The organism is Bradyrhizobium sp. SZCCHNRI3043, from assembly GCF_032377735.1.
GTDB lineage: Bacteria > Pseudomonadota > Alphaproteobacteria > Rhizobiales > Xanthobacteraceae > Bradyrhizobium.
Genome location: NZ_JAUHID010000001.1, coordinates 969550 through 991943, shown reverse-complemented (window position 1 = coordinate 991943; position 22394 = coordinate 969550). Strand labels below are relative to the sequence as shown.

The 22394-nt window shown below is 64.1% G+C and carries 26 protein-coding genes; 6 read left to right on the top strand and 20 right to left on the bottom strand.

Translation table 11 applies throughout. From position 1 onward, the window contains the following. Nucleotides 1–191: 191 nt before the first annotated feature. The 5 genes from QX124_RS04665 to QX124_RS04645 are packed head-to-tail and all read right to left on the bottom strand — an operon-like array spanning nucleotide 192 to nucleotide 3149. Complete coding sequence (locus QX124_RS04665; protein ID WP_315740964.1) at nucleotides 192–1058, bottom strand: SIR2 family protein; 867 nt, start codon at nucleotides 1056–1058, stop codon at nucleotides 192–194. Beyond that, nucleotides 1058–1279, bottom strand: a complete 222-nt coding sequence (gene nifT, locus QX124_RS04660) for a putative nitrogen fixation protein NifT (protein WP_315713133.1) — start codon at nucleotides 1277–1279, stop codon at nucleotides 1058–1060. The genes QX124_RS04665 and nifT overlap by 1 nt, the downstream gene beginning before the upstream one ends. Next, nucleotides 1279–2490, bottom strand: coding sequence for a cysteine desulfurase NifS (gene nifS / locus QX124_RS04655; protein ID WP_315796474.1), 1212 nt, complete (start codon nucleotides 2488–2490; stop codon nucleotides 1279–1281). Before nifS ends, nifT begins: the two co-directional genes overlap by 1 nt. 9 nt (nucleotides 2491–2499) lie before the next feature. Beyond that, on the bottom strand, nucleotides 2500–2790 hold the full coding sequence (locus QX124_RS04650; protein WP_315713137.1) for a NifU family protein: 291 nt from the start codon (nucleotides 2788–2790) through the stop codon (nucleotides 2500–2502). Between the two features lie 38 nt (nucleotides 2791–2828). Continuing rightward, the gene (locus QX124_RS04645) at nucleotides 2829–3149 is read right to left on the bottom strand and encodes a HesB/IscA family protein (protein WP_257170758.1); all 321 of its coding nucleotides are present in this window, start codon (nucleotides 3147–3149) and stop codon (nucleotides 2829–2831) included. A gap of 324 nt (nucleotides 3150–3473) precedes the next feature. Between QX124_RS04645 and QX124_RS04640 the strand changes: the two genes are divergently transcribed. Beyond that, nucleotides 3474–4082 carry a hypothetical protein gene (locus tag QX124_RS04640; RefSeq protein WP_315740961.1) on the top strand — a complete coding sequence of 203 codons (609 nt, stop codon included), beginning with the start codon at nucleotides 3474–3476 and terminating at the stop codon, nucleotides 4080–4082. A gap of 71 nt (nucleotides 4083–4153) precedes the next feature. Here QX124_RS04640 and QX124_RS04635 read toward each other — a convergent pair whose 3' ends face one another. After that, nucleotides 4154–4573 (bottom strand): Rieske (2Fe-2S) protein, encoded by a 420-nt coding sequence (locus QX124_RS04635; protein WP_315740960.1) that lies wholly within the window; start codon nucleotides 4571–4573, stop codon nucleotides 4154–4156. Nucleotides 4574–4770: 197 nt separating this feature from the next. Between QX124_RS04635 and QX124_RS04630 the strand changes: the two genes are divergently transcribed. The 3 genes from QX124_RS04630 to QX124_RS04620 all read left to right on the top strand — a co-directional run bounded on the left by QX124_RS04630 (nucleotide 4771) and on the right by QX124_RS04620 (nucleotide 6486). Beyond that, a complete protein-coding gene (locus QX124_RS04630) occupies nucleotides 4771–5229 on the top strand; it encodes a hypothetical protein (protein WP_315740959.1) in 459 nt (152 codons plus the stop codon). Nucleotides 5230–5295: 66 nt separating this feature from the next. After that, nucleotides 5296–6138 carry a sulfurtransferase gene (locus QX124_RS04625; protein WP_315740958.1) on the top strand — a complete coding sequence of 281 codons (843 nt, stop codon included), beginning with the start codon at nucleotides 5296–5298 and terminating at the stop codon, nucleotides 6136–6138. A gap of 30 nt (nucleotides 6139–6168) precedes the next feature. Then, nucleotides 6169–6486, top strand: coding sequence for a hypothetical protein (locus tag QX124_RS04620; RefSeq protein WP_315740957.1), 318 nt, complete (start codon nucleotides 6169–6171; stop codon nucleotides 6484–6486). 273 nt (nucleotides 6487–6759) lie between these two features. Here QX124_RS04620 and hspQ read toward each other — a convergent pair whose 3' ends face one another. The 10 genes from hspQ to nifH form a co-directional block, all read right to left on the bottom strand. After that, nucleotides 6760–7086 (bottom strand): heat shock protein HspQ, encoded by a 327-nt coding sequence (hspQ, locus tag QX124_RS04615; protein ID WP_315740956.1) that lies wholly within the window; start codon nucleotides 7084–7086, stop codon nucleotides 6760–6762. A gap of 19 nt (nucleotides 7087–7105) precedes the next feature. Continuing rightward, entirely contained in the window at nucleotides 7106–7393 is a 288-nt protein-coding gene (fdxB, locus tag QX124_RS04610; protein ID WP_015665404.1) for a ferredoxin III, nif-specific, read from the bottom strand. Nucleotides 7394–7416: 23 nt separating this feature from the next. Next, on the bottom strand, nucleotides 7417–7617 hold the full coding sequence (locus QX124_RS04605) for a CCE_0567 family metalloprotein (protein WP_012045814.1): 201 nt from the start codon (nucleotides 7615–7617) through the stop codon (nucleotides 7417–7419). A 17-nt stretch (nucleotides 7618–7634) separates the two neighbouring features. Continuing rightward, nucleotides 7635–8105: a NifX-associated nitrogen fixation protein gene (locus QX124_RS04600; protein WP_315740955.1), complete on the bottom strand. Its 471-nt coding sequence runs from the start codon at nucleotides 8103–8105 to the stop codon at nucleotides 7635–7637. A gap of 10 nt (nucleotides 8106–8115) precedes the next feature. Continuing rightward, nucleotides 8116–8511 (bottom strand): nitrogen fixation protein NifX, encoded by a 396-nt coding sequence (gene nifX / locus QX124_RS04595; protein ID WP_315740954.1) that lies wholly within the window; start codon nucleotides 8509–8511, stop codon nucleotides 8116–8118. 25 nt (nucleotides 8512–8536) lie between these two features. Next, the gene (nifN, locus tag QX124_RS04590; protein ID WP_315796471.1) at nucleotides 8537–9934 is read right to left on the bottom strand and encodes a nitrogenase iron-molybdenum cofactor biosynthesis protein NifN; all 1398 of its coding nucleotides are present in this window, start codon (nucleotides 9932–9934) and stop codon (nucleotides 8537–8539) included. A gap of 9 nt (nucleotides 9935–9943) precedes the next feature. Further along, nucleotides 9944–11617 (bottom strand): nitrogenase iron-molybdenum cofactor biosynthesis protein NifE, encoded by a 1674-nt coding sequence (gene nifE / locus QX124_RS04585; RefSeq protein ID WP_315796469.1) that lies wholly within the window; start codon nucleotides 11615–11617, stop codon nucleotides 9944–9946. A gap of 127 nt (nucleotides 11618–11744) precedes the next feature. After that, nucleotides 11745–13304, bottom strand: a complete 1560-nt coding sequence (gene nifK / locus QX124_RS04580) for a nitrogenase molybdenum-iron protein subunit beta (RefSeq protein WP_315796467.1) — start codon at nucleotides 13302–13304, stop codon at nucleotides 11745–11747. An 83-nt stretch (nucleotides 13305–13387) separates the two neighbouring features. Further along, nucleotides 13388–14890 carry a nitrogenase molybdenum-iron protein alpha chain gene (gene nifD / locus QX124_RS04575; RefSeq protein ID WP_315740950.1) on the bottom strand — a complete coding sequence of 501 codons (1503 nt, stop codon included), beginning with the start codon at nucleotides 14888–14890 and terminating at the stop codon, nucleotides 13388–13390. 74 nt (nucleotides 14891–14964) lie between these two features. After that, complete coding sequence (gene nifH / locus QX124_RS04570) at nucleotides 14965–15852, bottom strand: nitrogenase iron protein (protein WP_315740949.1); 888 nt, start codon at nucleotides 15850–15852, stop codon at nucleotides 14965–14967. A 450-nt stretch (nucleotides 15853–16302) separates the two neighbouring features. Between nifH and QX124_RS04565 the strand changes: the two genes are divergently transcribed. Next, nucleotides 16303–16695, top strand: a complete 393-nt coding sequence (locus QX124_RS04565; RefSeq protein WP_315785978.1) for a response regulator — start codon at nucleotides 16303–16305, stop codon at nucleotides 16693–16695. Between the two features lie 46 nt (nucleotides 16696–16741). Beyond that, a complete protein-coding gene (locus QX124_RS04560) occupies nucleotides 16742–17203 on the top strand; it encodes a SufE family protein (RefSeq protein ID WP_315796465.1) in 462 nt (153 codons plus the stop codon). Between the two features lie 264 nt (nucleotides 17204–17467). Here QX124_RS04560 and QX124_RS04555 read toward each other — a convergent pair whose 3' ends face one another. The 4 genes from QX124_RS04555 to sufB are packed head-to-tail and all read right to left on the bottom strand — an operon-like array spanning nucleotide 17468 to nucleotide 22374. After that, nucleotides 17468–18709: a cysteine desulfurase gene (locus QX124_RS04555; RefSeq protein WP_315796464.1), complete on the bottom strand. Its 1242-nt coding sequence runs from the start codon at nucleotides 18707–18709 to the stop codon at nucleotides 17468–17470. Nucleotides 18710–18712: 3 nt separating this feature from the next. Beyond that, complete coding sequence (gene sufD / locus QX124_RS04550) at nucleotides 18713–20038, bottom strand: Fe-S cluster assembly protein SufD (RefSeq protein WP_315796463.1); 1326 nt, start codon at nucleotides 20036–20038, stop codon at nucleotides 18713–18715. 19 nt (nucleotides 20039–20057) lie between these two features. Next, nucleotides 20058–20819, bottom strand: a complete 762-nt coding sequence (gene sufC / locus QX124_RS04545; protein WP_315740944.1) for a Fe-S cluster assembly ATPase SufC — start codon at nucleotides 20817–20819, stop codon at nucleotides 20058–20060. Between the two features lie 37 nt (nucleotides 20820–20856). After that, a complete protein-coding gene (gene sufB / locus QX124_RS04540; protein WP_315740943.1) occupies nucleotides 20857–22374 on the bottom strand; it encodes a Fe-S cluster assembly protein SufB in 1518 nt (505 codons plus the stop codon). Nucleotides 22375–22394: the final 20 nt, after the last annotated feature.

The window sequence follows — 22394 nt, the reverse complement described above, 5'->3', positions numbered from 1 at the left end:
GGACAAGATCATTTCGTCAGACTATCAACGCCTTAGCCAGATCCTCGCGCCTGTCGCCTTGCCAACATGCGAAAGGCTCTCGTTTCGGGCGTTGTTAGAAACGTTACAGACTCGAATTGGGACACAGGAACGAACGGCAAAACAGCGCAGCTTGCGGCCGCGCTGTTCGATTTCCGGTGTCGTGGTTTCGCTCAGCCGCCGATGATGATCTCGGTCGCGCGGGCCAGCGGAATCGCGATCGGCGTCAGCCGCTCGGCGATGAAGAACTTCAACTCGTTCTTCGACAATGAGTCAGGCTCGACCAGGACGTAATGCTCGGCGCCGGAGCGCTTGATCACCTGACGGCCATAGGTGCGCAGCAACTGGTCGTTGAAGCGGCAGCCGATGAACAGGAAGCTTCGGTCGGTGCGCCGGTCCTTGACCGTGTCGGGTATCGGCGTCTGGATGTCGATGTCGGTCAGGACCTCGACATAGTCGGCGTCGGTGATCAGGAAGTTCTTGGCTGGCGTGGTCCCGCCATGCGGCTTGTAGAGCAGCGTGGTCCAGCTTCCGGCCTTCTCGCGATCGCTCTCGGCGCCCGCAGCGTCGTAGAAGCGATACCAGCGGTCCTCGCCGATTCCGGCCCGCGTGATGCCCTGCACCTCGCCCCAATCGCCGCGCCCGGCGAGCGCCGTCCGCATCGCGCCGTCATACCAGCTGTCGACGACCATCGGCAGCGGCAGCGACGCCAGATACTGCTGCAGCGGTGTCGGCGCGACGGGCGCGGCAAAGGCTTCAGCCATCAGCGCCGTCACCGTCGAGCGGTGGCGCGTGCTCTCGATGTGCTGCGCGGAAGCCCACGCATTGCCCTTGGCGCGGCGCGGCAGCGCCACCTTGGTGCCGAAGAACGCGGCCAGCGCTTCGGGATTCATCGGCACCGCCGCGCCGGATTGCTCCGAGACGCCGGGACCGAGATACGGAACGACCTTGCCGGCCTTCAGCCGGGCCACGACGTCCTTGAGCAGGGCTTCGGCATCAGCCTGTCTGACGATGTCGATATGAGGAAGCGGCGCATTCATCACTCGTCCCCTTCGCCACCGCGCTTGCGCGCATTGATCGTGATCGGCAGCCGCGTGTCGGCGGCCATCTGCGGCAGTTCGAGCACCCAGCCATTGGCGATGCGAATCCAGCCACCCCACAAGGACTCGTGCTCGGACTCGACGATGGGCTCCTCGAGGTCCTTCTTGGGGACGTAGATCGACAGGCCCGTTTCCGGCGAGCGGCGGATCATGACTTTCATTACGTGAGCTCCGTGGATCGAAGGGGGTCCGCCGATTGTGAAGGATGATGCTGCAGCCAGGCCGGCGAGGTCTCACGCAGCCTGGCGACGATGTCGGGCAGGACCTGCAGCACGCGCGTGATGTCGTCGTCGGTGGTGTCGCGCGATAGCGAGAAGCGGACGGCGCCGCGGAGCAGATCCGACGGCACGTTCATCGCGCGCAGCACATGCGACGGCTCCATCGAGCCGGACGCGCAGGCCGAGCCGAGCGAAGCCGCGATGCCCGCCTGATTCAGGCGCATCACGATCGGCTCACCTTCGAGATGCTGGAAGGCGATGTTCAACGTGTTGGGCAGCCGGTGCTCGATATCGCCCAGCACGGCGCAATGGCCGACGCCCTCGATGATGCCCTGCTCCAGCCGGTCGCGCAGCGCGCGCACCCGGCCCTGCTCGTCAGCGAGATGTTGTCCGGCGAGGTCGGCCGCCTTGCCGAGACCGATGATGGCGGGAACGTTTTCGGTGCCGCCGCGGCGGCGGCGCTCCTGCGGGCCGCCGCGCAGCAGCGGCGCGAACGGCGTGCCCTTTCTGACATACAGCGCACCGATACCCTTGGGGCCGTGCAGCTTGTGGCCCGACAACGACAGCATGTCGACGCCGGCAGCTTTCAAATCGATCGCGACCTTGCCGACAGCCTGAACGGCATCGGTATGAAACAGCGCACCGGCGTCATGTGCGAGCTTCGCCAGCTCCGGAATCGGGAACAGCGTGCCGGTCTCGTTGTTGGCCCACATCACCGAGGCGATCGCAGTGCGGGGCCCGAGCGCGCGCTTGTAGGCCTCGAGATCGAGGCAACCGGCCGCATCGACGCCGATCAGGTGCACCGTGAGGCCGCGCTTGTCCCTGAGATACTCGACCAGCGACAGGATTGCGGGATGCTCCACCGCCGTCGTGACGATCTCGTCGCGCGCGTCTTGCGTCTCCAGCGCCGATAGGATCGCGCTGTTGTCGGACTCCGTGCCACCCGACGTGAAGACGATCTCGTGCTCGAAGGCGGCCCCTAACAGCGCCTGCAGGCTCTTGCGCGCCTGTCTCACGGCGCTGGCCACCTCGCTGCCGAACGCGTGCGAGGACGACGCATTGCCGAACTGCTCCGAGAAGAACGGCAACATCGCGGCGACGACCTCAGGATCCGCACGGGTCGTCGCGTTGTTGTCGAGATAGACCGGACGCAAGGCCGCTCCTTAATGCCGCGCCTTGGCTGCGCCGGCCACCGGAACGAGGCGAACGAACTCGCCGAGCTTTTCGATCATGCGCGCCTGGATGCCCTCGAGCGTCGCGCTGGCGAGCTTGCAGAAGATGCAGGCGCCGGCGAGCTTGACCATGATCTTGTTGCCATCAATCTCGACGAGCTCGCAATCGCCGCCGTCGCGCTTGAGGTTCGGACGGACCTCCTCGATCACGGCCCGGATGATCCGCTCGCGCTCGCTCATCTGCGACGGCGCTTCGACGATGCCCTGGGATTCGACCAGCATGGTTTCACTTCTCGCGTGTTGAATGATCGAGCGAAGAATCAAGCGAACGACTTGCCGCAGCCACAGCTTGACTTGGCATTCGGATTCTCGAAGGTGAAGCCGGAGCCTTCCAGCGCGATGACGAAATCGATCGTCGTGCCTTCGAGATATTCGAGGCTCTTGTGATCGACGAGCACGCGCACGCCCTCGCGCTCGATCACGGTGTCCTCCGGCTCGCTGCCGCTGACGAGGCCCATATTGTATTTAAGCCCGGCGCAGCCACCGGCTTCGACCATGATCCTGAGGCCGTCGACCGGCTTGTCGGAGGTCGTGATCGCGTTGCGAACCGCGTTGATGGCGCTGTCGGTCAGGTTGATCATCATCATCTTGCCTTTCCCATTCGGCTGTTGCGAACAGGAATGGCAAGTCTCATGCCATGCAGCAATTAACTGAAACGACACGGCTTTTCGCAAAGTCGCTGTGGCGTTTCCGACGCATGTCGGGTTTCCGACACGGATGATTTGCGCCGGCCTCGGACGTGCCGAAAGGATGTCGCGGCGGAAACCCGACAATGCTCTGAGGTCGCGGGCGAAAGACCAAGTAAATCAAGACGCAGCACACATCGGCAGACAATTTGCATTCCAGCCCTTTTCGACCGCGCCGTGCGGCGAGACGGCTCACCAGGACATGCGAGGGGATTGCTGATGACGACATTGGAGAAGACGGTTGCGATCGAGACCACCGCGCTCGCGCAGCTCGACAAGGAAGGACGGCTGCTCAACGCCGTCCTCAAGGCGCCGACCACCAAGCCGGGACGGTTCGGCTTCCGCGGCGACATCGCGCTGAAATTCCAGACCCAGGTCGCCGACGAGAAGCGGCCGCCGGACTTCTCGATCGAGCAGGTGCTGACGATCGTCAACGACGGCGAGGCGACCATTCCGGTGCTGGTCGGCTACATCCACTCGCTGGCCTATCTCGAGACGGCGGTCGAGGTGCTCAAGAACCTGCTGCAGCCGAACGGCAAGTACTTCATGTTCTGCAACAACATCGACCTCCTGGCGAAGTATCGCATCAAGATGGGCGACGTGACGTTCTATGTCCTGCCTTGCGACGAATCCACGGTGTGGAAGGAGATGCTGGACCTGCTGTCGATCGACAAGAACGACATCAAGAAGCTCGATACCGCAGGCAAGCTCGACTACGTGCTCGACACCGCCAAGGACTTCAGTGAGAATTACGATCTCGTGCCTTACGCGGATGCACTGGCCAGGATGGAGCCGGTCAAGAACCGCAACGAGAACCGGCCTGTCTGACATCGTCCTTTTCTTCATATGCAAGATGAAGTCCCGGCAGTTGCCGTCGGGACTTCGCCGGGATCGCAGCCTCAGCCTTCCTCGCATTGCAGGCCGGTCTCGTCCTCATTCTCTTCATCCTCGACCAAGGTTACGCCGGTCACGCAGATGTCGCCATCGAGGACGCTCAACGCCACCGGCGTCAGGCTCTCGCCCTTGCACGGGCCGTCGACGCAGAGCCCGGTGCCGATCTCGAACAGCGAGCCGTGCTTGCCGCACAGGATGCGCAGGCCGTTGCCGTCCAGAAACTGATTTCGCTCCCAGTCGAGATTGACCTTATCGTGCGGGCACATGTTCAGATATCCGAACACCTGCTTGCCCCAGCGGATCACGAAGATCGGCCACGGACGTTGCGTTCCGTCCTCGGCTACGATCATAAGCTGAAAGCCCATGGCGCGGCGGCTCGGGATGTCGTTGAAGCTGCAGATGGCGTAGGCGACGTCGGTCGTCATGTCGGGCCTCATCGATGTCTGGCGCATCTCCGACACGGCCGCTTCAGCGCAGCGGGAGCGGCGGTCGGCTCGCCTGCGGAACGCGTTGCAAGATTCGCGCAACTCCGCCCGTCCGCCTGGCTTTCTTCGCTGCTGCGAGAGACTGGCACAGAACTTGAAAATTTCTCCTGCGAGTACGGCTTTGTAAGGAGATCGACATGAACGTGGCACTGGAATTCGTCGAGAGCTCGCTCGACGACATCAAGGCGGCATTGGAGGGCGGCACGCTGACGGTCTACTCGGTGGCGCGTCCGATCACCGCGGACAAGCCGGTCGACCGCAGCGGCGTGCTCGCGACCTTCACGTTCGGCTCGCCCGCCTTCGGCCCCGCGGTGGATGGCCTCGAGCAGCCGAACTTCGTCGCGACGTCCGTGCCGGCGGCCACCGTCGGCACGCCCGGCTTTGCGCGCGCCCGCAAGGCGGACGGCACCACCGTCGCCGATTTCTCCGCCGGCCCAGGCGAGCGCGAGATCAAGTTCACCGAAGTGTCGTGCTCGCCCGGCGCGCCGGTTACGGTCGCGACCTTCAAGATCATCGCCGAAGGCGGCTGGCCGGAGCGTCCGGAATACTACGACACGCATCCACGCCCGGGCTATCCGATGCCGAAGACGCTGTGACGGCGGACGCCGTCACGCCTTGGACCTGGTCCCTCCTGTTGGTTTAACGACATCGCGAGCGAATGCATGAGCACAGACTTCTCTGACGCCCTGGTCAGCTCCGAATGGCTGGCGCAACATCTCACCGATCCCGCCACCAAGATCCTCGACTGCACCTGGCATCATCCGAGCACCAATCTCGATGGCCGTACGCAATATCGCGGCCGGCATCTGCCGGGCTCGGTGCATTTCGACATCGACCAGGTCGCCGATAAGTCGAGCCTGCTGCCGCACATGCTGCCGTCAGCGGAGGATTTCGCCCACAAGGTCGGGCTGCTCGGCATCAGCAATTCTGACCGCGTCATCGTCTATGACCGCCACTATGGCGGCTCCGCCGCGGGCCGCGTGTGGTGGATGTTCCGCGTGTTCGGGCACGACAACGTCGCCCTGCTCGACGGCGGCTTCGGCAAATGGACCAAGGAGAAGCAGCCGGCCGAGATGACGCCGGTGCGCCCGGTGCCGGCGAGTTTCAGCGCAAGCTTCAGGCCGGAGCTTGTGACCACCTCGGCCGCCGTGCAGAGTGGCGGCGCGCAGCTGGTCGACGCCCGTGGGCCCGGCAAGTTCGATGGCACCCAAGCGGACGTGTTCACGTTCAAGCGCCAGGGCCACATCCCCGGCGCGATCAATCTGCCCTGGGCCGATCTGGTCGACCCGGACACGGGCGTGCTCATGGCGCCCGACGCGCTCGCAGCCCGATTCGCGAGTGCCGGCGTCGATCTGGAGAAGCCGATCGTCACCACCTGCGCCTCGGGCATCACGTCATGCATGCTGGCGCTGGCGCTCTATCGGCTGGGACGTCCGGATGTTGCCGTCTACGACGGGTCCTGGGCGGAATGGAGCCAGCTCGACGACACGGCGGTGGCGGCGTGATGTGCACAGACGAATGACGGGAGCACGAGCATGGCAAGAACCCTGGTCAAGACCACGCAGGACGGCCGCAAGGTCGAGGTGATTGGGCTGGCAATCTGTCTCGAAGGCGAGCTCGAGGCGTTCGAGCTGGTCGAAGTCAAGCTGCATCCGAACCGACGCAAGATCTGGGAGGCCGCGCCCGACGCGACCCACATGGCCGGCCGCATCACTTTGACCAAGGACGAGGCCGCGACCGTCGAGGGTGCGTTCGCTGCGGCCCAGGCCGAAATCCTCGCCAACCCCGCCGCGATCAATGAGCGCTTCCGGATCGCCGCGATGTGGAAGGCGCGGGAACAGGGGATCGAGTAGGCATCGATTCGTAGGGTGGGCAAAGCCAGCGGGCGACGCGCAGCGGCGTCCGCTGGCGTGCCCACCATCTTCGTCCCGCACGCCGAAAAATGGTGGGCACGGCGCATTGGCTGAATCGGCGTGGAAAAATCGCCCAGGCGCCTTTGCCCACCCTACCAATCCATCGCCGTCATCGCGAGCGCAGCGACGCGATCCAGGTCCACGCGAGGACTCTGGATTGCTTCGTCGCCTGCGGCTCCTCGCAATGACGGCCGCTCTCGGCTTTCCAAGATGTTATTGAAAAACCCGCCCGCGGTAGCGGTAGCTGCCGGCGTCGTCGACATCGAACAGCTCGCCGATATCGGGATGCTTGACCGGCTCACCCGTGACGTCCGCCACCAAGTTCTGCTCCGGCACATAGGCGATGTAGCTGCTGTCGCCGGATTCGGCGAGCAGGTAGTAGAACGGCTGCTCCTTGTCGAGCCTGGTGTCCATGGTGATGGCGCGCCAGCCCTCTTCTTCCGAGAATGACAGGTCGACGTCGAACACGACACCGCGCAGGTCGTAGACGCGGTGCCGGGTCACCTGGCCGATCGTGAACTTTGCCTCCATCCGCACCATGACAGCACGCTCGATGATCTCACGCCGCCGGCGAATGGGTCTGGCAGTTGGTCGGGCAGACGCGGGCGCAGGCGCCGCAGCCGATGCAGGCGCCGGTGTCGTGCATGACCATGATCTTCTTCTCGACCTCGTCATCCTCGTCGTCGTCGAGCTCGACGAACTCGCCCTCGTCGTTGATGCCCTTCAAGGTCATCACCTCGCGACCGCAGACCTTGTAGCAGCGGCCGCAGCCGATACACTTTCCGGCGTCGATGGCGACCAGATAGTCCGGCCGCCAATCGCGGCCGTCACGGGTTGAATTGGACATGATGACGGGTCCTCAAATCGGGCTTAGGCGGTCTCGAGCTTCTTCAGCTCGGCTCGCTTCTTCTCCAACTCGGCAAAGGCTTCATGCGCCTTCTGCGCCGTCGGCAGGATCTGGTCCCAGTTGATGGGCAGCTCCTCCGACAAGTCGTGCAGGTTCATCTTGGCATCCATGGCACGTGCCGACAGCTTCTTGATCTCGGCCTTCAGGGTATCCAGGTCGCTCATTGTCTCATCCTCGCCGTTTAGTAATTCGCGACGTCCTTGAACTTCTCGATCATCTCGACGCCGGCGTTGACGAACTTGTCGCCCTCGTCGGCCAGCTTGCCGAGATTGTCGAAGCCGAAGCGGTGCACGTCGCGCAGCTGCTTGTTGACCACGATCAGCCGGCCGCCGATCAGCACCATGCGGCCAAAGCCCTCGTGGCTCATCTTCAGCATCGGCGAGATCATCACGCCGGTGGCCTTCTCGATCGACAGCGCGACCGCGTTGAAGAACAGTTCGAGCCGCCAGATCGTCTCCGGATCGGGATCGCCGATGATCGGCAGCGCCCGCCGCTTCTCCTTGTCCAGGATGTAGGGCTCGAGCAGGTCGATGTCCTTCTTGCCCTCCCAGGCGCCGTGGGTGTCCTGGGCGCGCCAGACCTTGATGAGTTCCTTGACGAAGGGTCGCTGCTCGGCGGGTACCGTTTCGACTGCTACCGCGGTATCGGACATGTTGGTTTCCTCATTCCTCGAAATCGAGAACGCGTTCCTGGCCCTTGGCGAGCGCCTTGCGCAGCCAGGGCGGCGGCGTGCCAGCCAGAACGGCCTGCAGCTTGCCCAGGAGATCGCTGATCTCCTCGGGCTGATTGACCTTCATCGGATGGATGTTGTTGGCGACGACACGCGCGGCGCCGGAGCCGCCGATCGCGGCGACATAGAGGATCGCGCAATCCTTGATCGCCTCGATCTTCGGCGCCAGCTTGTCCTCGTTGCCGTCCTCCTTGAGATCGCCGTCGAACTCGATGCTCTCGACGAAGCGGTAGCCCTCGGGATCGAGGTCGTAAATCGCGATGTTCTTGGCCCAGCCGAAATGGGCGTCGACGCGTTTCAGATCCTGGGTAGCGAATGCGACTTTCATGTCGTCGGTCCTTTCTCCTGACACGTCAATGCAGTGGCGCCACGACGGCGGAGTCCAGCGGCGCCTGTTGGGAATCGGCCCAGGGATCGAGCCAGGTGTCCGGCGTCGGCTGATGGTTGTCCTCGCGATCGGCGATGATGAGATTGGCCAGCGCGAAGACGAGGTCGCGGGTACCGCGATAGCCGACCGTCAGCAAATGCCCTGCCCCGAGCCGGTCGAACATCGGGAAGCCGATCCGATAGAACGGGATTTTGAGACGCGCCGCAGCCTGACGGCCATGCGAATGCGTCATCATGAGACCGCAGTCGCGCGCCTTGGCGAGCGTCTCCAGGTCCTCGAGATCGCCGATCAGCACCTCCTCGCACGGCATGCGTTCGAGCACCGGCGACTGGGTCGTGGTGACGGCCACGGCAATTTGCGCACCCATGTCATGCAGCATGCTGGCGACATCGAACAGCAGATCCGGCTCGGCGCCGATCGCAAGCTTGCGGCCGCCGATGTGGAAATGGGCATCCAGCATGGCATCCGCGAGCTGGCCGCGCTGCCGGCGATATTTTGCCGGCACCGGACGCCCCGAGATATCGCTCAGGAACGTCATGAACTCGTCGTTCGGCAACAGCCCGCAGAGCCGCTCGAACAGCCGGTACGGCACGCCGGTCCTGGCCTGCATCGCCTCCGCCGCGCGCTTCATCTGCGCGCCGATCGCAATCGTCCAGGCCGCGCTGCCCATGGTCGCGATCTCTTCCAGCCCGATGCCGCCGATCGTGGTCGGCGTGAACTCGTCGGGAATGTGACCGTCGAGCGAGCCACCGATATCCGGCAGGAACGACGGCTCCAGGCCGAAATCCTCGAAGATCGTCCTGAGCTCCTCGATGTCGCCCGGCGTCAAATGGCAGCCCGGCAGCACGTTGACGCGGGCCGGATCGCGCCGCGTCGAGGTCGGCTTGTCGACCAGCACCTCGACCATCTTGGCGACTGTCTTGTCCCAGCCATCCTGGAACGCATCCTTGAAATCGGGCGTCGAGACATAGACCAGCGGGTAGGTCGCGAGCTCCGGATGCTTCTCGCGGATCAGCCTGATGTAGCCGTCGACGTCGTCCCCCTTGGTCTCGGTCACCCCGGTCGAGCAGATGCCGATGATCTCCGGCTTCTGCCTCTTATGGATGTTGAGGATCGCCTGCTCCACGTTCTCATAGCCGCCGAGCACGGTGGCGACCTCGCTCATCGCCGTCGTCTGCATCGGCACCGCTTCCTTGAAGTGGCGCACGAACAGCGTCAGCCCGAACGAGGTGCAGCCCTGCGAGCCGTGCAGCAGCGGCATCGCCCCGCGCAGGCCGAGGAAGGCGAACGCGCCACCGATCGGCTGGCTCATCTTGAGCGGGTTGACCGCGCACGCCTTCTTCCCAATGGTGACCTTGGCCATGAGCGTCGCCTACTCCGCCGCCTGCAGCAGCTCGGCCGGCGCCTTCTGTGCCGCCAGGATGTCCTCGACCCGGCCGGCGCATGCCCCGCAACCGCCGGAGGCGTTGGTGTGAGTGCGGACGCCGGCGACGTCGCTCAGACCATGAGTCTTGATGGCGTCCTCGATGGTGCCGAGATCGACCGACTTGCAGTGGCAGATCTTCTTGGCGCGGCGCGCGGCTTCCGCGGCAACCGGATCGGCGGCGAGCGCCGCGGCTTCCGCATTGGCCTGCGCGATCGCCCTCGCCTGCCAATTATTGTTGGCGGTCTCCCACGGCGCGCGCTTGCGCAGCTGCTCCCACATCGGGTTGTAGATCGCCTTGTCGATCTCCGCGACCAGCTTCACCATGCCGATATAGCCCATAAAGGCGTGCGAGCGCTCCTGGTTGATGTCGAGCCAGGGCATCGCGGCCTTGAGTGCCACGAACTGCGACTTGCCGCCGGACAGCATGATGTCGGCCTTGGCGTCCTTGAGCATCTTGTACATTTCGCGCGGCGCCATATCGTCGATCATGTGCGCGTCCTGGCCCATCAGCTCCTTGATGCGCTCCTTGTCCTCCTTGGTGGACTTCTTCACCGAGGTGCCGACCAGCTCCATGCCGGCCTCCTGCAGCGCCGCGACGACCGACCACGACTTCACGCCGCCGGTGATCAAGAGCACCTTCTTGCCGGTCAGCCGCTGCTTGAACGGCTCGATCGCGGCCCACGCCTTGGCCTCCTCACGGGCGATGACGGCCTCGGTGCGATCCAGCAGATCGGCCGGCGCGCCGCGCTCGACCAGCAGGCGCGCGATCTCGCGCAGCGAGTCCGAGGAGTCCTGGATGCCGTAGAACGAGCCCTCGAAGAACGGAATGCCGTAACGCTCCTCCATCTTGCGGGCGACGTTGATCATCGCCTTGGAGCACACCATCATCGCCGCACGGGCGCGGTGCGACGACGCCACATCCTTGTAGCGACCGTCGCCGGAGATGCAGGCGGAGATGCGAATGCCGAGCTCGTCGAACAGCGGCTTCACCTGCCAGAGCTCGCCGGACAGATTGTATTCGCCGATGATGTTGAGGTCGTAGGGCGTCGTGACCTCAGGCTCGACAGTGCCGATGACGTGATCGAGCAGCGCCTCGCCGGCGAGCTTGTTGCCGAGATTTTTCGGGCCGACGAAGCCGGGCGAATTGACGGGAATGCAGGGCTTGCCGAACTTCGCGGAGGCCGCCTTGCAGACCGCGTTGATGTCATCGCCGGTCATGGCGGGCACGCAGGTCTGGTAGACGAAGACCGCCGGCGGATCGTACTTCTCGATGATTTCCTTGATCGCCTTGTACAGGCGCTTCTCGCCGCCGAACACGACGTCGGTCTCGTTGATGTCGGTGGTGAAGCCGGTGCGCCAGATCTGGGATCCAGAGGAGGCCGCACCGCGGTTGTCCCAGGAATTTCCTTCGCAGGCGATCGGTCCGTGCACGAGATGCGCGACGTCGGTCAGCGGCTGCAATGCGACCTTGGCGCCGTCGAAGGCGCAGCCACCGGCCGCGCCGCCCGGCTGCAGCTGCTTGGTGCAACCCTTCTTGCGCTCGGCCTCGGACTTGTTGGCGTTCTTGCCGCAACCCGGCTCGTTGAAGACGTTCTGGATCGTGGCCGAAAGCGAGCTCATTGGCTTCTCCTGTTGACGACCGATTGCGCGTCTTTCGAAAGACAAGGCTCAGGCACGACATGCCTCCCCTTGAGCCCTGCTCCCAACATCGAAACGCGGCGGCCCCGGAAGGCCGCCGCGCCGTCACTCAGCGGATGATATCGAAGCTGTAGTCCGACTTGGCCGGCACGTTGGTGTTGCGGTCGATCTCGTCGAAGATCTTGTCGAGGATCGTGACCAGCACGTTCAGGCCGCCCTGATAGCCCCACACCGGATAGCGGTGCTTGTGGTGGCGATCGAAGATCGGGAAGCCGATGCGGATCAGCGGGGTGCCAGTGTCGCGCTCCAGATACTTGCCGTAGGTGTTGCCGATCAGGAAGTCGACCGGCTCGGTGAACAGCAGCGAGCGCATGTGCCACAGATCCTTGCCGGGATACACGTGGCAGTTCTTGCCGAACGGCGAGCTATCGAACACGGCCTGCACCTTCTCGGCCCACTCCTTGTTGCCGTTGGTGGCGAGCACATGGGTCGGCTCGGCGCCGAGCTCGAGCAGGAACGCGGCGAGGCCGAGGCAGAGATCCGGGTCGCCGTAGATCGCGAACTTCTTGCCATGGATGTGCGCGCTGGAGTCGGCGATCGCGTCGACCAGGCGGCCGCGCTCGAGGGCGATCGATTCCGGGATCTCCTTGCCGGTGATGCGCGACAGCGCCATCACGAAGGCGTCGGTGCCGGTGACGCCGACCGGATGGTGGAACGAGACCACTTCCTGGCCGTGGCTCTTGATCAGCGGCAGGGTCTTCTCGGTGCAATAGTGCTGCATCGAGATGGTCGCCTTGGCGTGGACGGCGTTGGCCGCGTCCTCCAAGGTCGTGCCGCCATCATACATGCGGAACTCGCCGTCGGTCGGGGTGTCGAACACGTTCGAGTTGTCGCCGAGGATCGTGTATTCGATCCCCATTTCCTCGAAGATGTGCTTGACCTCGCGGATATTGCCGACAGTGTAGCCGTCGAAGCCGCCGATGAAGTTGATCTTCTCGTTCGGAACGCGCTCAAGCTTCGGCGCGGTGCCGGCCTTGCCGTCCCAAAAGTGCTCCAGGATTCCTTTCATCGCGTTGTCGTAGCCGGTGACGTGGCTGCCGACGAAGGCGGGGGTGTGGGCGAAGGGCACGTCGAACTCGGCCGGAACCGAGCCCTTTTCCTTCGAGGTCTTGATGAAGGCGTTGAGGTCGTCACCAATGACTTCCGCCATGCAGGTGGTGGAGACCGCGATCATCGACGGCTTGTACATGTTGTAGGCGTTGGCGAGGCCGTCGATCATGTTGTTGAGGCCGCCGAACACCGCTGCGTCCTCGGTCATCGACGACGACACGCAGGAGCTTGGCTCCTTGAAGTGGCGCGACAGATGGCTGCGGTAGTAGGCCACGCAACCCTGCGAGCCGTGCACGAACGGCAGCGTCTTCTCGAAGCCGACGGCGACGAACACGGCGCCGAGCGGCTGGCAGGCCTTGGCCGGATTGACCGTCAGCGCCTCACGGGCAAAATTCTTCTCGCGATATTCGGGCGTCTTGGCCCATTCGCGGATGCGCTCGACCTCGGCGGGATCGCGCGGATTCTCGAACATCTTCTTCTTGTTCGCCAGCATCTGCTGGTATTCGGGACCACGGAAAAGCTCGAAGTGATCGAGCACATGTTCGGCACTCTGCGTCATGGGATAACCCTCTCTATTTTCCTGTGTCGATCAGGGAGCGCTGGCTCTCCGCCGAAGGAGAGCCAGGCCGTGGGTGGTGGTGCTTACTCGGCCGCCTGGAGCAACGGCTTGGGCACCTGCTTCCAGGGCGCCTTTGCCATCTTCCAGACCGGCGAGTTGATGGCCATGTCCATGTCGCGGGCGAAGATCGCAAACCCGTCGTAGCCATGGTAGGGACCCGAGTAGTCCCAGGAGTGCATCTGGCGGAACGGCACGCCCATCTTCTGGAACACGTACTTTTCCTTGATGCCCGAGCCGACCAGGTCCGGCTGGACCTTCTCGACGAACTTCTCGAACTCGTAGCCGGTCACGTCGTCATAGATCAGCGTGCCGTCCTTGACGTAGTGCTGGGCGGTGCGCTGATAGTCGTCGTTGTGGCCGAACTCGTAGCCGGTGCCGACGACCTCCATGCCGAGGTCTTCATAGGCGCCGATCACGTGGCGCGGGCGCAGGCCGCCGACGAACAGCATCACGGTCTTGCCTTCGAGGCGCGGCCGGTACTTGGCGATCACGGCATCCATCAGGGGCTGGTACTTGGCGATGACGCGCTCGGCACCCTCCTTGATCTTGTCGTCGAAATAGCTGGCGATCTTGCGCAGCGATTCGGCGATCTTGCTCGGCCCGAAGAAATTGTATTCGCACCACGGAATATTGTACTTCTCTTCCATGTGACGCGAGATGTAGTTCATCGAGCGGTAGCAGTGCAGCACGTTCAGCTTCGCCTTCGGCGTCGCCTCGAGCTCGGCCAGCGAGCCGTCGCCCGACCACTGGGCAATCACGCGCAGACCCATCTCCTCGAGCAGGATGCGCGACGACCAGGCGTCGCCGCCGATGTTGTAGTCGCCGATGATCGCGACGTCATAGTCCGATGGCTCGAAGCGCGGCGCGGCGTCGGCCGGGATCTTGTCGAACACCCAGTCCCGGATCGCGTCGTTGGCGATGTGGTGGCCGAGCGACTGCGACACGCCGCGGAAGCCTTCGCAGCGGACGGGAACGATGGTCTTGCCGTCATACTCCTTCGACTTGACCTTGGAGACCGCCTCGATGTCGTCGCCGATCAGGCCGATCGGGCATTCCGACTGCACGGTGATGCCGTTGTTCAGCGGAAACAGCTCCTGGATCTCGTCCATGATCTTGGCGAGCTTCTTGTCGCCGCCGAACACGATGTCCTTCTCCTGGAAGTCGGAGGTGAACTGCATCGTCACGAAGGTGTCGATGCCGGTCGTGCCGATGTAGTAGTTGCGGCGCGCCGCCCAGGAGTACTGGCCGCAGCCGACCGGGCCGTGGCTGATGTGAATCATGTCCTTGATCGGGCCCCACACCACGCCCTTGGAGCCGGCGTAGGCGCAGCCGCGAATGGTCATGACGCCGGGGATCGACTTGATGTTCGACTTGACGCCGCAGTCGGACTTGCCGTTCTCGTGCACGTTGAGGTGCTTGGCGCGACGCTTGGCAGTCTTCTCCGGATAGACCTTCAAGACCTCGGCGATCAGTTCCTTGTTGCGTGCCTTGATCTCGGCCACGCTTTGTTTCTCGATGACGCTCATCTGGCTTTTCCTCGATGATCGGTTGCGGGGGTCATCCGGCCCTTAGAGATCATGGGCCGGATGACCGGTGGCGGTTACGCCGTGGCGGCGAGCTCGGAGGCGGTCTTGCCGATCTGGCTCTCGTCGACCGCCTTCATGATGCCGTGCTCCATCAGCATGTCCTCGAGCTCGTCCATCGTGATCGGGGTCGGGATGATGCCCTTGCCGCCGTTGGCGTGGATCTTCTGCGCCAGCGAGCGATAGTGGCCGGCCTGAACCGAGTCCGGCGCATATTCCAGAACGGTCATGCGGCGCAGCTCGGCGTGCTGCACGATGTTGTCGCGCGGCACGAAGTAGATCAGCTGGGTGCCGAGCTTCTTCGCCAGAGCCTCCGCCAGCTCCAGCTCCTTGTCGGTCTGGCGCTCGTTGCAGACCAGGCCGCCCAGGCGCACGCCGCCGGAGTTGGCATACTTCAGAATGCCCTTGGAGATGTTGTTGGCGGCATACATCGCCATCATCTCGCCGGACATCACGATGTAGATCTCCTGCGCCTTGTTCTCGCGGATCGGCATCGCGAAGCCGCCGCAGACCACGTCGCCGAGCACGTCGTAGGACACGTAGTCGATGTCCTCATAGGCGCCGTTCTCTTCCAGGAAGTTGATCGAGGTGATGACGCCGCGGCCGGCGCAACCGACGCCCGGCTCCGGACCACCGGACTCGACGCAACGGATGTCGCGATAGCCGACCTTCATGACCTCCTCGATCTCGAGGTCCTCGACGCTGCCCGCAGCAGCGGCCAGGCTGAGGATGGTGTCCTGCGCCTTGGCGTGCAGGATCAGGCGGGTCGAATCCGCCTTCGGATCGCAGCCGACGATCAGGATCCGGTGGCCCATCTCGGCGAGTGCCGCGAGGGTGTTTTGTGACGTCGTCGACTTGCCGATGCCGCCTTTGCCGTAGAATGCGATTTGTCGCAGCGCTGCCATGATGCTCTCCATCAACCGATTGCCAATGTCTCGCATGCACCTTGCATCGCGAGACCGCGTCCTCTCTCCAGAACCGGCAGACGGGTTATTGGGAAGGAGAGCATCGCTCGTCCGAAGCGTCGGCGTGCACTCAGCCCTCAACCTTTGCCTGAGCCCAGTTTTGCAACGGCTGTGCCAGAGCTTTGGAATCGTTAAAAAGGCCATGTTTTGAAAGAGATGCGGCCAAGCTCGGCGCTAGGATGTACTTGTTGCAAATCCGACATCGGGGGTTTTCACCCGACGCTCCCGCGCCGTGCTGTCCGAAACGACACATGCCGCCGCGGCTCCGAGCGGCGCTTCCGTAGCGAACACCGGGGGAGCGCTCGCGTGAGGCCGGCCAGGAGCGGCGGTACGGAGTTTGCTTGATGTAGATCAAACCCGCTTTCGAACGGGCCAGCAGGAGTACTATTGATGGCGAGCAAGACGCGCGTCTTTGTCATTGAAGCCGATCAGGTGATCCGCTCGGCGCTCGGCTACATTCTCAGTGAGCGTCACGAGACCTTCACCTTCGCGGAGACCGCCGACGCATTGACCAAGGCCGCACGGACCACGCCCGACGCCGTCCTCATCGGGATGAGCATCCTGGAGGACGACGGCGCCGAGACGGTCGGCATGCTCGCCAGGACGATGCATCAGGCCGGCATCATCGTGGTCGCAGGATCGACCAAGTCGCCGCTCGCGCTGGCCGGCCTGCGGCAGGGCGCGGAAGCCATCATCGCCAAGCCGATCACCTTCGACGGCGTCACGCACGCGGTCGATTCCGTGCTGGCGCGGCGCGGTAGCGAGCCGGGCCTGACGGCATAGCTGGCCCTGGTATCCACGGAGATCAGCCGATGACGAGGAGGGGATGATGTTGAAGATGACCCAGACCGCGACGCCGGGGGCACCGGACATCGAGGACATCGTCGAGAATTTCGCGCTGCTCGACGACTGGGACGACCGCTACCGTTACGTGATCGAGTTGGGCCGCGGCCTGCCGCCGCTGCCCGATGCCGACCGCAATGATGGCAACAAGGTGCAGGGCTGCACCAGCCAGGTCTGGCTTGCCACCACAGTGCGGCACGACGCCGCAGTGCCGGCGCTCGACTTCATCGGCGACAGTGACGCCCACATCGTCCGCGGCCTGGTCGCGATCCTGCTCGCGATGGTGTCCGGCCGCACCGCATCCGAGATCCTCGCCGCCGATCCGATCGCGCTGTTCGAGAAACTCGGCCTGCGCGAGCATTTAACCCCGCAGCGCTCCAACGGTTTCCGCTCGATGGTGAGCCGCATCAGAGCCGACGCCCAGGCGGCGCTCGCGGCGGCGGCGTAGGTTTGGTTGTTTGATTGCTGCTTTGACTGATCGCGCGTATCGCGGCGAACTCGGTGCACCCTCTCCCCTTGTGGGAGAGGGGGGAGGCCGAAGGCAGCCGGGTGAGGGGTCTCTCGGCGCACTCAGAAGATCATGGCTCGCGGAGACGACCCCTCACCCGAGCGATTCCAGGGCTGGTAGCGGTGCTGCCCTCTCCCACAAGGGGAGAGGGCGCATCAACGAGCAGCGCTTCTTCGCGATCACTGCGTGTAGTAAAAGGCGCCTCTACGAAAAGAATTCCTGCGCCTTCTTCAGCGCCCGCACCAGCACGTCGACCTCTTCCCGCGTGTTGTACATCGCGAACGACGCCCGGCACGTCGCGGTGACGCCGAAGCGCTCCAGCAGCGGCATGGCGCAATGGGTGCCGGCGCGGACGGCGACGCCGGAGCGGTCGATGACGGTGGCGAAGTCGTGCGCATGCGCGCCCTGCATCTCGAACGAGACGATGGCGCCCTTGTCGGCGGCGTTGCCGATGATGCGCAGCGAGTTGATCTCGCGCAACTGCTCGGTGGCATAGGCGACGAGGTCATGCTCATGCGCGGCGATGCGCTGCTTGCCGATGGAGGCGACGTAGTCGATCGCAGCCCCCAGCCCGGCGGCTTCCACGATCGGTGGCGTGCCGGCCTCGAAGCGGTGCGGCGGATCGCCATAGGTCACCCAGTCGCGCGAAACCTCGCGGATCATCTCGCCGCCGCCGTTGAACGGCGGCATCGACGCCAGGAGCTCGCGCTTGCCATAGAGCGCGCCGATGCCGGTCGGGCCGTAGATCTTGTGCCCGGTGATGCAATAGAAATCCGCATCGAGATCGCGGACGTCGACCTCCATGTGCACGGCGGCCTGCGAGCCGTCGATCAGCACCGGGATGCCGCGCGCATGCGCGATGCGGATGACCTCCTTGACCGGCACGACCGTGCCGAGCACGTTCGACATCTGCGTCATCGCCACCATCTTGGTGCGCGGCGTCAGCAGCTTTTCGAATTCGTCGAGCAGGAAATTGCCGTCGTCGTCGACAGGAGCCCATTTGAGCACGGCGCCCTGGCGCTCCCGGAGGAAATGCCAGGGGATGATGTTGGCGTGGTGCTCCATGATCGAGAGCACGATCTCATCGCCCGGCCCGATCCGCTCGCGGCCGAAGGTCTGCGCGACCAGGTTCACGGCTTCCGTGGCGCCGCGCGTGAAGATGATCTGCTCAGGGCTTTCGGCATTCAGGAACGACGCCACCTTGCCGCGGGCGCCCTCATAGGCCTCGGTGGCGGCGTTGGCGAGATAATGCAGCCCGCGATGCACGTTGGCGTATTCGGACGTATAGACCTGGTTCATCCGGTCCAGTACGGCCTGCGGCTTCTGCGCCGACGCCGCGTTGTCGAGATAGACCAGCGGCTTGCCGTGCACCTGCATGCCGAGGATCGGAAAGTCCGCACGGATGCGGCCAACGTCGTAGCCGCTTCCGTTCACCGCTGCATGCATCACCTACTCCCGTTGTCCGAGCCAGCCCAGCATCGCTTCGGTCAACGCCGCCCGCACGCTCTCATCGGCGGCGCCTTCGATGATCTCGCCAACGAAGGCCTGGATCAGCAGCGCCTTGGCTTCCTTGGGCGGAATGCCGCGCGCCATCAGATAGAACAGCAGCTCGTCGTCGATCGCGCCGGTCGTGGTGCCGTGGCCGCACTGCACGTCGTCGGCGAAGATCTCGAGCTCCGGCTTGCTGTCGGCCTCGGCCTCGTCGGACAATAGCAGCGCCCGCGACATCATCTTGGCGTCGGTCTTCTGCGCGCCGGGACTAACCGTGATCTTGCCCTGGAAAACCGCGCGCGCGGTGTCGCCGACGACCGCCTTGAAGGTCTCGCGGCTCTGGCAGTTCTCGGCTGCGTGCTCGATCGCCAAGGTCGTGTCCGCATGCTGGGTGCCCGACAGCAGCGATCCGCCGCGGATGTCGGCAACAGTGCCCTCACCCGCGATATGCACGAACAGCTGGTTGCGCACCAGGCTGCCGCCGGCGACGAAGCCAAGCTGATTGAAGGTCGCACGCGCGCCGATATTGGCGAGCAGCGAGGAGATGTGCAGCGCGCTGTTGCCCTCCCGGGTCACCTTGACATGGTCGATCCGCGCCTCGTCGCCGACGACGAGCTGCATCGCGGTGTTGACTTGATATTCGCTTCCGTCGGGCCCCTGATGCGACTCGACGATGGTGGCGCTGGCCCCAGTTCCGATATTGACCAGCGACCGCGTGTACATCGAGGTTGCGACCCAATTGGTCGTGACGAATGCGACGTGGACTGGCCGGCTCAGCGCCGTGCCCGGCGCCACCAGGATCACGACGCCATTGGCAGCCAGCGCGGTGTTGAGCGCCAACGCCGGATCGTCGTCAGGCACGACGGGGCCGAGACGCTGCGACAGCAGCGGCTTGTCGGCGGCGAGCGCGTCGGCCATCGGCTGGATGGTGAGGCCCGGCTCAAGATCGGCGAGGTCGGACAGCTCGGGCACGAAGGCACCGTCAACGATCATCAGCTTGCGGAAGCCAGCGCCCGCGAACAAGTCGCTCGCCTCGCGCGCCTTGGTTTTTGCCGCGTCGTCGGGCAGCGAGGCGAGCCGCTTGGCCTCCTTCATCTGCGTGCGCAAATCGGTGTAGCGCCACGCCTCGACGCGCCGGTGCGGCAGGCCGACCGCATTGAAACGGTCGAACGCAGCAGCGCGCACCGCGGTGATCTCCTCGCCGCCCGGCAGATAGCGGCGGGCGCCCTGATACAGATCGGCCAGTCCGAGTTCGGCCTTGGTCTTGCGGATCACGACGCCCATGTTCGTCCTCCCCGGCGCCTTACGCCGCTTCGCTCTGGTACTGGGCGTAGCCGGTCGCCTCGAGCTCGCGCGCGAGGTCTTTGCCGCCGGTGCGGACGATGCGGCCCGCCGCGAACACATGGACGATGTCGGGCACGATGTAGTCGAGGAGCCGCTGATAGTGGGTGATCACGATCATGCCTCGCTCGGCGGAGCGCAGCGCGTTGACGCCGTTGGCGACGACCTTCAGCGCGTCGATGTCGAGGCCGGAATCGGTCTCGTCGAGCACGCAGAGCGACGGCTGCAGCAGCGCCATCTGCAGGGTCTCGTTGCGCTTCTTCTCGCCGCCGGAGAAGCCGACATTGAGCGGCCGCTTCAGCATGTCGGCATCGATGTTCAGCGTCTTGGCGATCTCGCGCACCCGCTTGATCAGGTCCGGCGAGGACAGCTCCTCCTCGCCGCGCGCCTTGCGCTGGGCGTTGAAGGCGGCCCGCAGGAAGGTGAGCGTCGCGACGCCGGGGATCTCCAACGGATATTGGAACGCGAGGAACACGCCCTTGGCGGCGCGCTCGTCGGCGGACATCGCCAAGAGGTCCTCGCCATTGAGATAGACCTCGCCGGCCGTGACCTCGTAGCCGGGCTTGCCGGCGAGCACATAGGACAGCGTCGACTTGCCGGCGCCGTTCGGGCCCATGATGGCGTGGATCTCGCCCTTGTTCACGGTCAGGTCCAGGCCCTGGATGATCTTCCGTCCGCCTGCGATCTCGGCATGGAGCCCCTTGATTTCGAGCAAGGCCGTCATCGAACACTCCTTCTGATGCTGTCGCGACGCGACGCCGTCATCCAACCGATCCTTCGAGGCTGATCGAGATCAGCTTCTGCGCCTCGACCGCGAACTCCATCGGCAATTGCTGCAGCACGTCCTTGACGAAGCCGTTGACGACGAGCCCCACCGCCTCCTCTTGGGAAAGGCCGCGCTGGATGCAGTAGAACAGCACGTCCTCGGAGATCTTCGACGTCGTGGCCTCGTGCTCGAACACCGCGGAGGAGTTCTTGGCCTCGATGTAGGGCACGGTGTGCGCGCCGCATTTGTCGCCGATCAAGAGCGAGTCGCAGGCGGTGAAGTTGCGCGCGCCGGAGGCCTTGCGATGGGCGCTGACCAGGCCGCGATAGGTGTTCTGCGACTTGCCGGCGGCGATGCCCTTGGAGATGATCCGGCTCGACGTGTTCTTGCCGAGATGGATCATCTTGGTACCCGAGTCGACCTGCTGGAAGCCGTTGGAGATCGCGATCGAATAGAACTCGCCGCTGGAATTGTCGCCGCGCAGGATGCAGCTCGGATATTTCCAGGTGATCGCCGATCCCGTCTCGACCTGGGTCCAGGAGATCTTCGAATTTGTGCCGCGGCAGTCACCACGCTTGGTGACGAAATTATAGATGCCGCCGACGCCTTCGGAATTGCCGGGATACCAGTTCTGCACCGTCGAATATTTGATCTCGGCATCATCCAGCGCGACCAGCTCGACCACGGCGGCATGCAGCTGGTTCTCGTCGCGCTGCGGGGCCGTGCAGCCTTCGAGATAGGAGACGTAGGCGCCCTTGTCGGCGATGATCAGGGTGCGCTCGAACTGGCCGGTGTTGCGCTCGTTGATGCGGAAGTAGGTCGACAGCTCCATCGGGCAGCGCACGCCCGGCGGGATGTAGACGAACGAGCCGTCGGAAAACACCGCCGAATTCAGCGTCGCGAAATAGTTGTCGGTGGTGGGCACCACCGTGCCAAGATATTTTTGGACGAGGTCGGGATGCTCGCGTAGCGCTTCGGAGATCGGCATGAAGATCACGCCGGCCTTCTTCAGTTCCTCCTTGAACGTCGTCGCCACCGACACCGAGTCGAACACGGCATCGACGGCGATCTTGCTGCGCGGCGCCGCGGCCTCGCCGTCGACATCCGCTTCCGCCGCCGCAGGCCGCTCGACGCCTTCGAGGATCTCGACCTCGCGCAGGGGAATGCCGAGCTTCTCGTAAGTCTTCAGGATCTCCGGATCGATCTCGTCGAGCGAGGCGACCTTCTTCTTCGGCTTCGGTGCCGCGTAGTAATAGAGATCTTGATAGTCGATCTTCGGGTATCCGACGCGCGCCCAGGTCGGCTCGGTCATCGTCAGCCAGCGGCGGTACGCCTCCAGCCGCCATTCGAGCATCCAGGCCGGCTCGTTCTTCTTGGCCGAGATGAAGCGGATCGTGTCTTCCGACAGCCCCTTCGGAGCCTTCTCGGACTCGATGACGGTCTCGAATCCGTAGCGATATTGATCGACGTCGATGCCCTTGACCCGATCAATAGTCTCCTGAACCGCTGCCATCTCTCACTCCGCTTGCAATG

Coding starts and splice junctions, on each gene's coding strand:
- QX124_RS04665 (WP_315740964.1), bottom strand. CDS start 1,058: ATGAATGCGCCGCTTCCTCATATCGACATCGTCAGACAGGCTGATGCC.
- nifT (WP_315713133.1), bottom strand. CDS start 1,279: ATGAAAGTCATGATCCGCCGCTCGCCGGAAACGGGCCTGTCGATCTAC.
- QX124_RS04650 (WP_315713137.1), bottom strand. CDS start 2,790: ATGCTGGTCGAATCCCAGGGCATCGTCGAAGCGCCGTCGCAGATGAGC.
- QX124_RS04645 (WP_257170758.1), bottom strand. CDS start 3,149: ATGATCAACCTGACCGACAGCGCCATCAACGCGGTTCGCAACGCGATC.
- QX124_RS04640 (WP_315740961.1), top strand. CDS start 3,474: ATGACGACATTGGAGAAGACGGTTGCGATCGAGACCACCGCGCTCGCG.
- QX124_RS04635 (WP_315740960.1), bottom strand. CDS start 4,573: ATGACGACCGACGTCGCCTACGCCATCTGCAGCTTCAACGACATCCCG.
- QX124_RS04630 (WP_315740959.1), top strand. CDS start 4,771: ATGAACGTGGCACTGGAATTCGTCGAGAGCTCGCTCGACGACATCAAG.
- QX124_RS04625 (WP_315740958.1), top strand. CDS start 5,296: ATGAGCACAGACTTCTCTGACGCCCTGGTCAGCTCCGAATGGCTGGCG.
- QX124_RS04620 (WP_315740957.1), top strand. CDS start 6,169: ATGGCAAGAACCCTGGTCAAGACCACGCAGGACGGCCGCAAGGTCGAG.
- hspQ (WP_315740956.1), bottom strand. CDS start 7,086: ATGGTGCGGATGGAGGCAAAGTTCACGATCGGCCAGGTGACCCGGCAC.
- fdxB (WP_015665404.1), bottom strand. CDS start 7,393: ATGTCCAATTCAACCCGTGACGGCCGCGATTGGCGGCCGGACTATCTG.
- QX124_RS04605 (WP_012045814.1), bottom strand. CDS start 7,617: ATGAGCGACCTGGATACCCTGAAGGCCGAGATCAAGAAGCTGTCGGCA.
- QX124_RS04600 (WP_315740955.1), bottom strand. CDS start 8,105: ATGTCCGATACCGCGGTAGCAGTCGAAACGGTACCCGCCGAGCAGCGA.
- nifX (WP_315740954.1), bottom strand. CDS start 8,511: ATGAAAGTCGCATTCGCTACCCAGGATCTGAAACGCGTCGACGCCCAT.
- nifN (WP_315796471.1), bottom strand. CDS start 9,934: ATGGCCAAGGTCACCATTGGGAAGAAGGCGTGCGCGGTCAACCCGCTC.
- nifE (WP_315796469.1), bottom strand. CDS start 11,617: ATGAGCTCGCTTTCGGCCACGATCCAGAACGTCTTCAACGAGCCGGGT.
- nifK (WP_315796467.1), bottom strand. CDS start 13,304: ATGACGCAGAGTGCCGAACATGTGCTCGATCACTTCGAGCTTTTCCGT.
- nifD (WP_315740950.1), bottom strand. CDS start 14,890: ATGAGCGTCATCGAGAAACAAAGCGTGGCCGAGATCAAGGCACGCAAC.
- nifH (WP_315740949.1), bottom strand. CDS start 15,852: ATGGCAGCGCTGCGACAAATCGCATTCTACGGCAAAGGCGGCATCGGC.
- QX124_RS04565 (WP_315785978.1), top strand. CDS start 16,303: ATGGCGAGCAAGACGCGCGTCTTTGTCATTGAAGCCGATCAGGTGATC.
- QX124_RS04560 (WP_315796465.1), top strand. CDS start 16,742: ATGTTGAAGATGACCCAGACCGCGACGCCGGGGGCACCGGACATCGAG.
- QX124_RS04555 (WP_315796464.1), bottom strand. CDS start 18,709: ATGCATGCAGCGGTGAACGGAAGCGGCTACGACGTTGGCCGCATCCGT.
- sufD (WP_315796463.1), bottom strand. CDS start 20,038: ATGGGCGTCGTGATCCGCAAGACCAAGGCCGAACTCGGACTGGCCGAT.
- sufC (WP_315740944.1), bottom strand. CDS start 20,819: ATGACGGCCTTGCTCGAAATCAAGGGGCTCCATGCCGAGATCGCAGGC.
- sufB (WP_315740943.1), bottom strand. CDS start 22,374: ATGGCAGCGGTTCAGGAGACTATTGATCGGGTCAAGGGCATCGACGTC.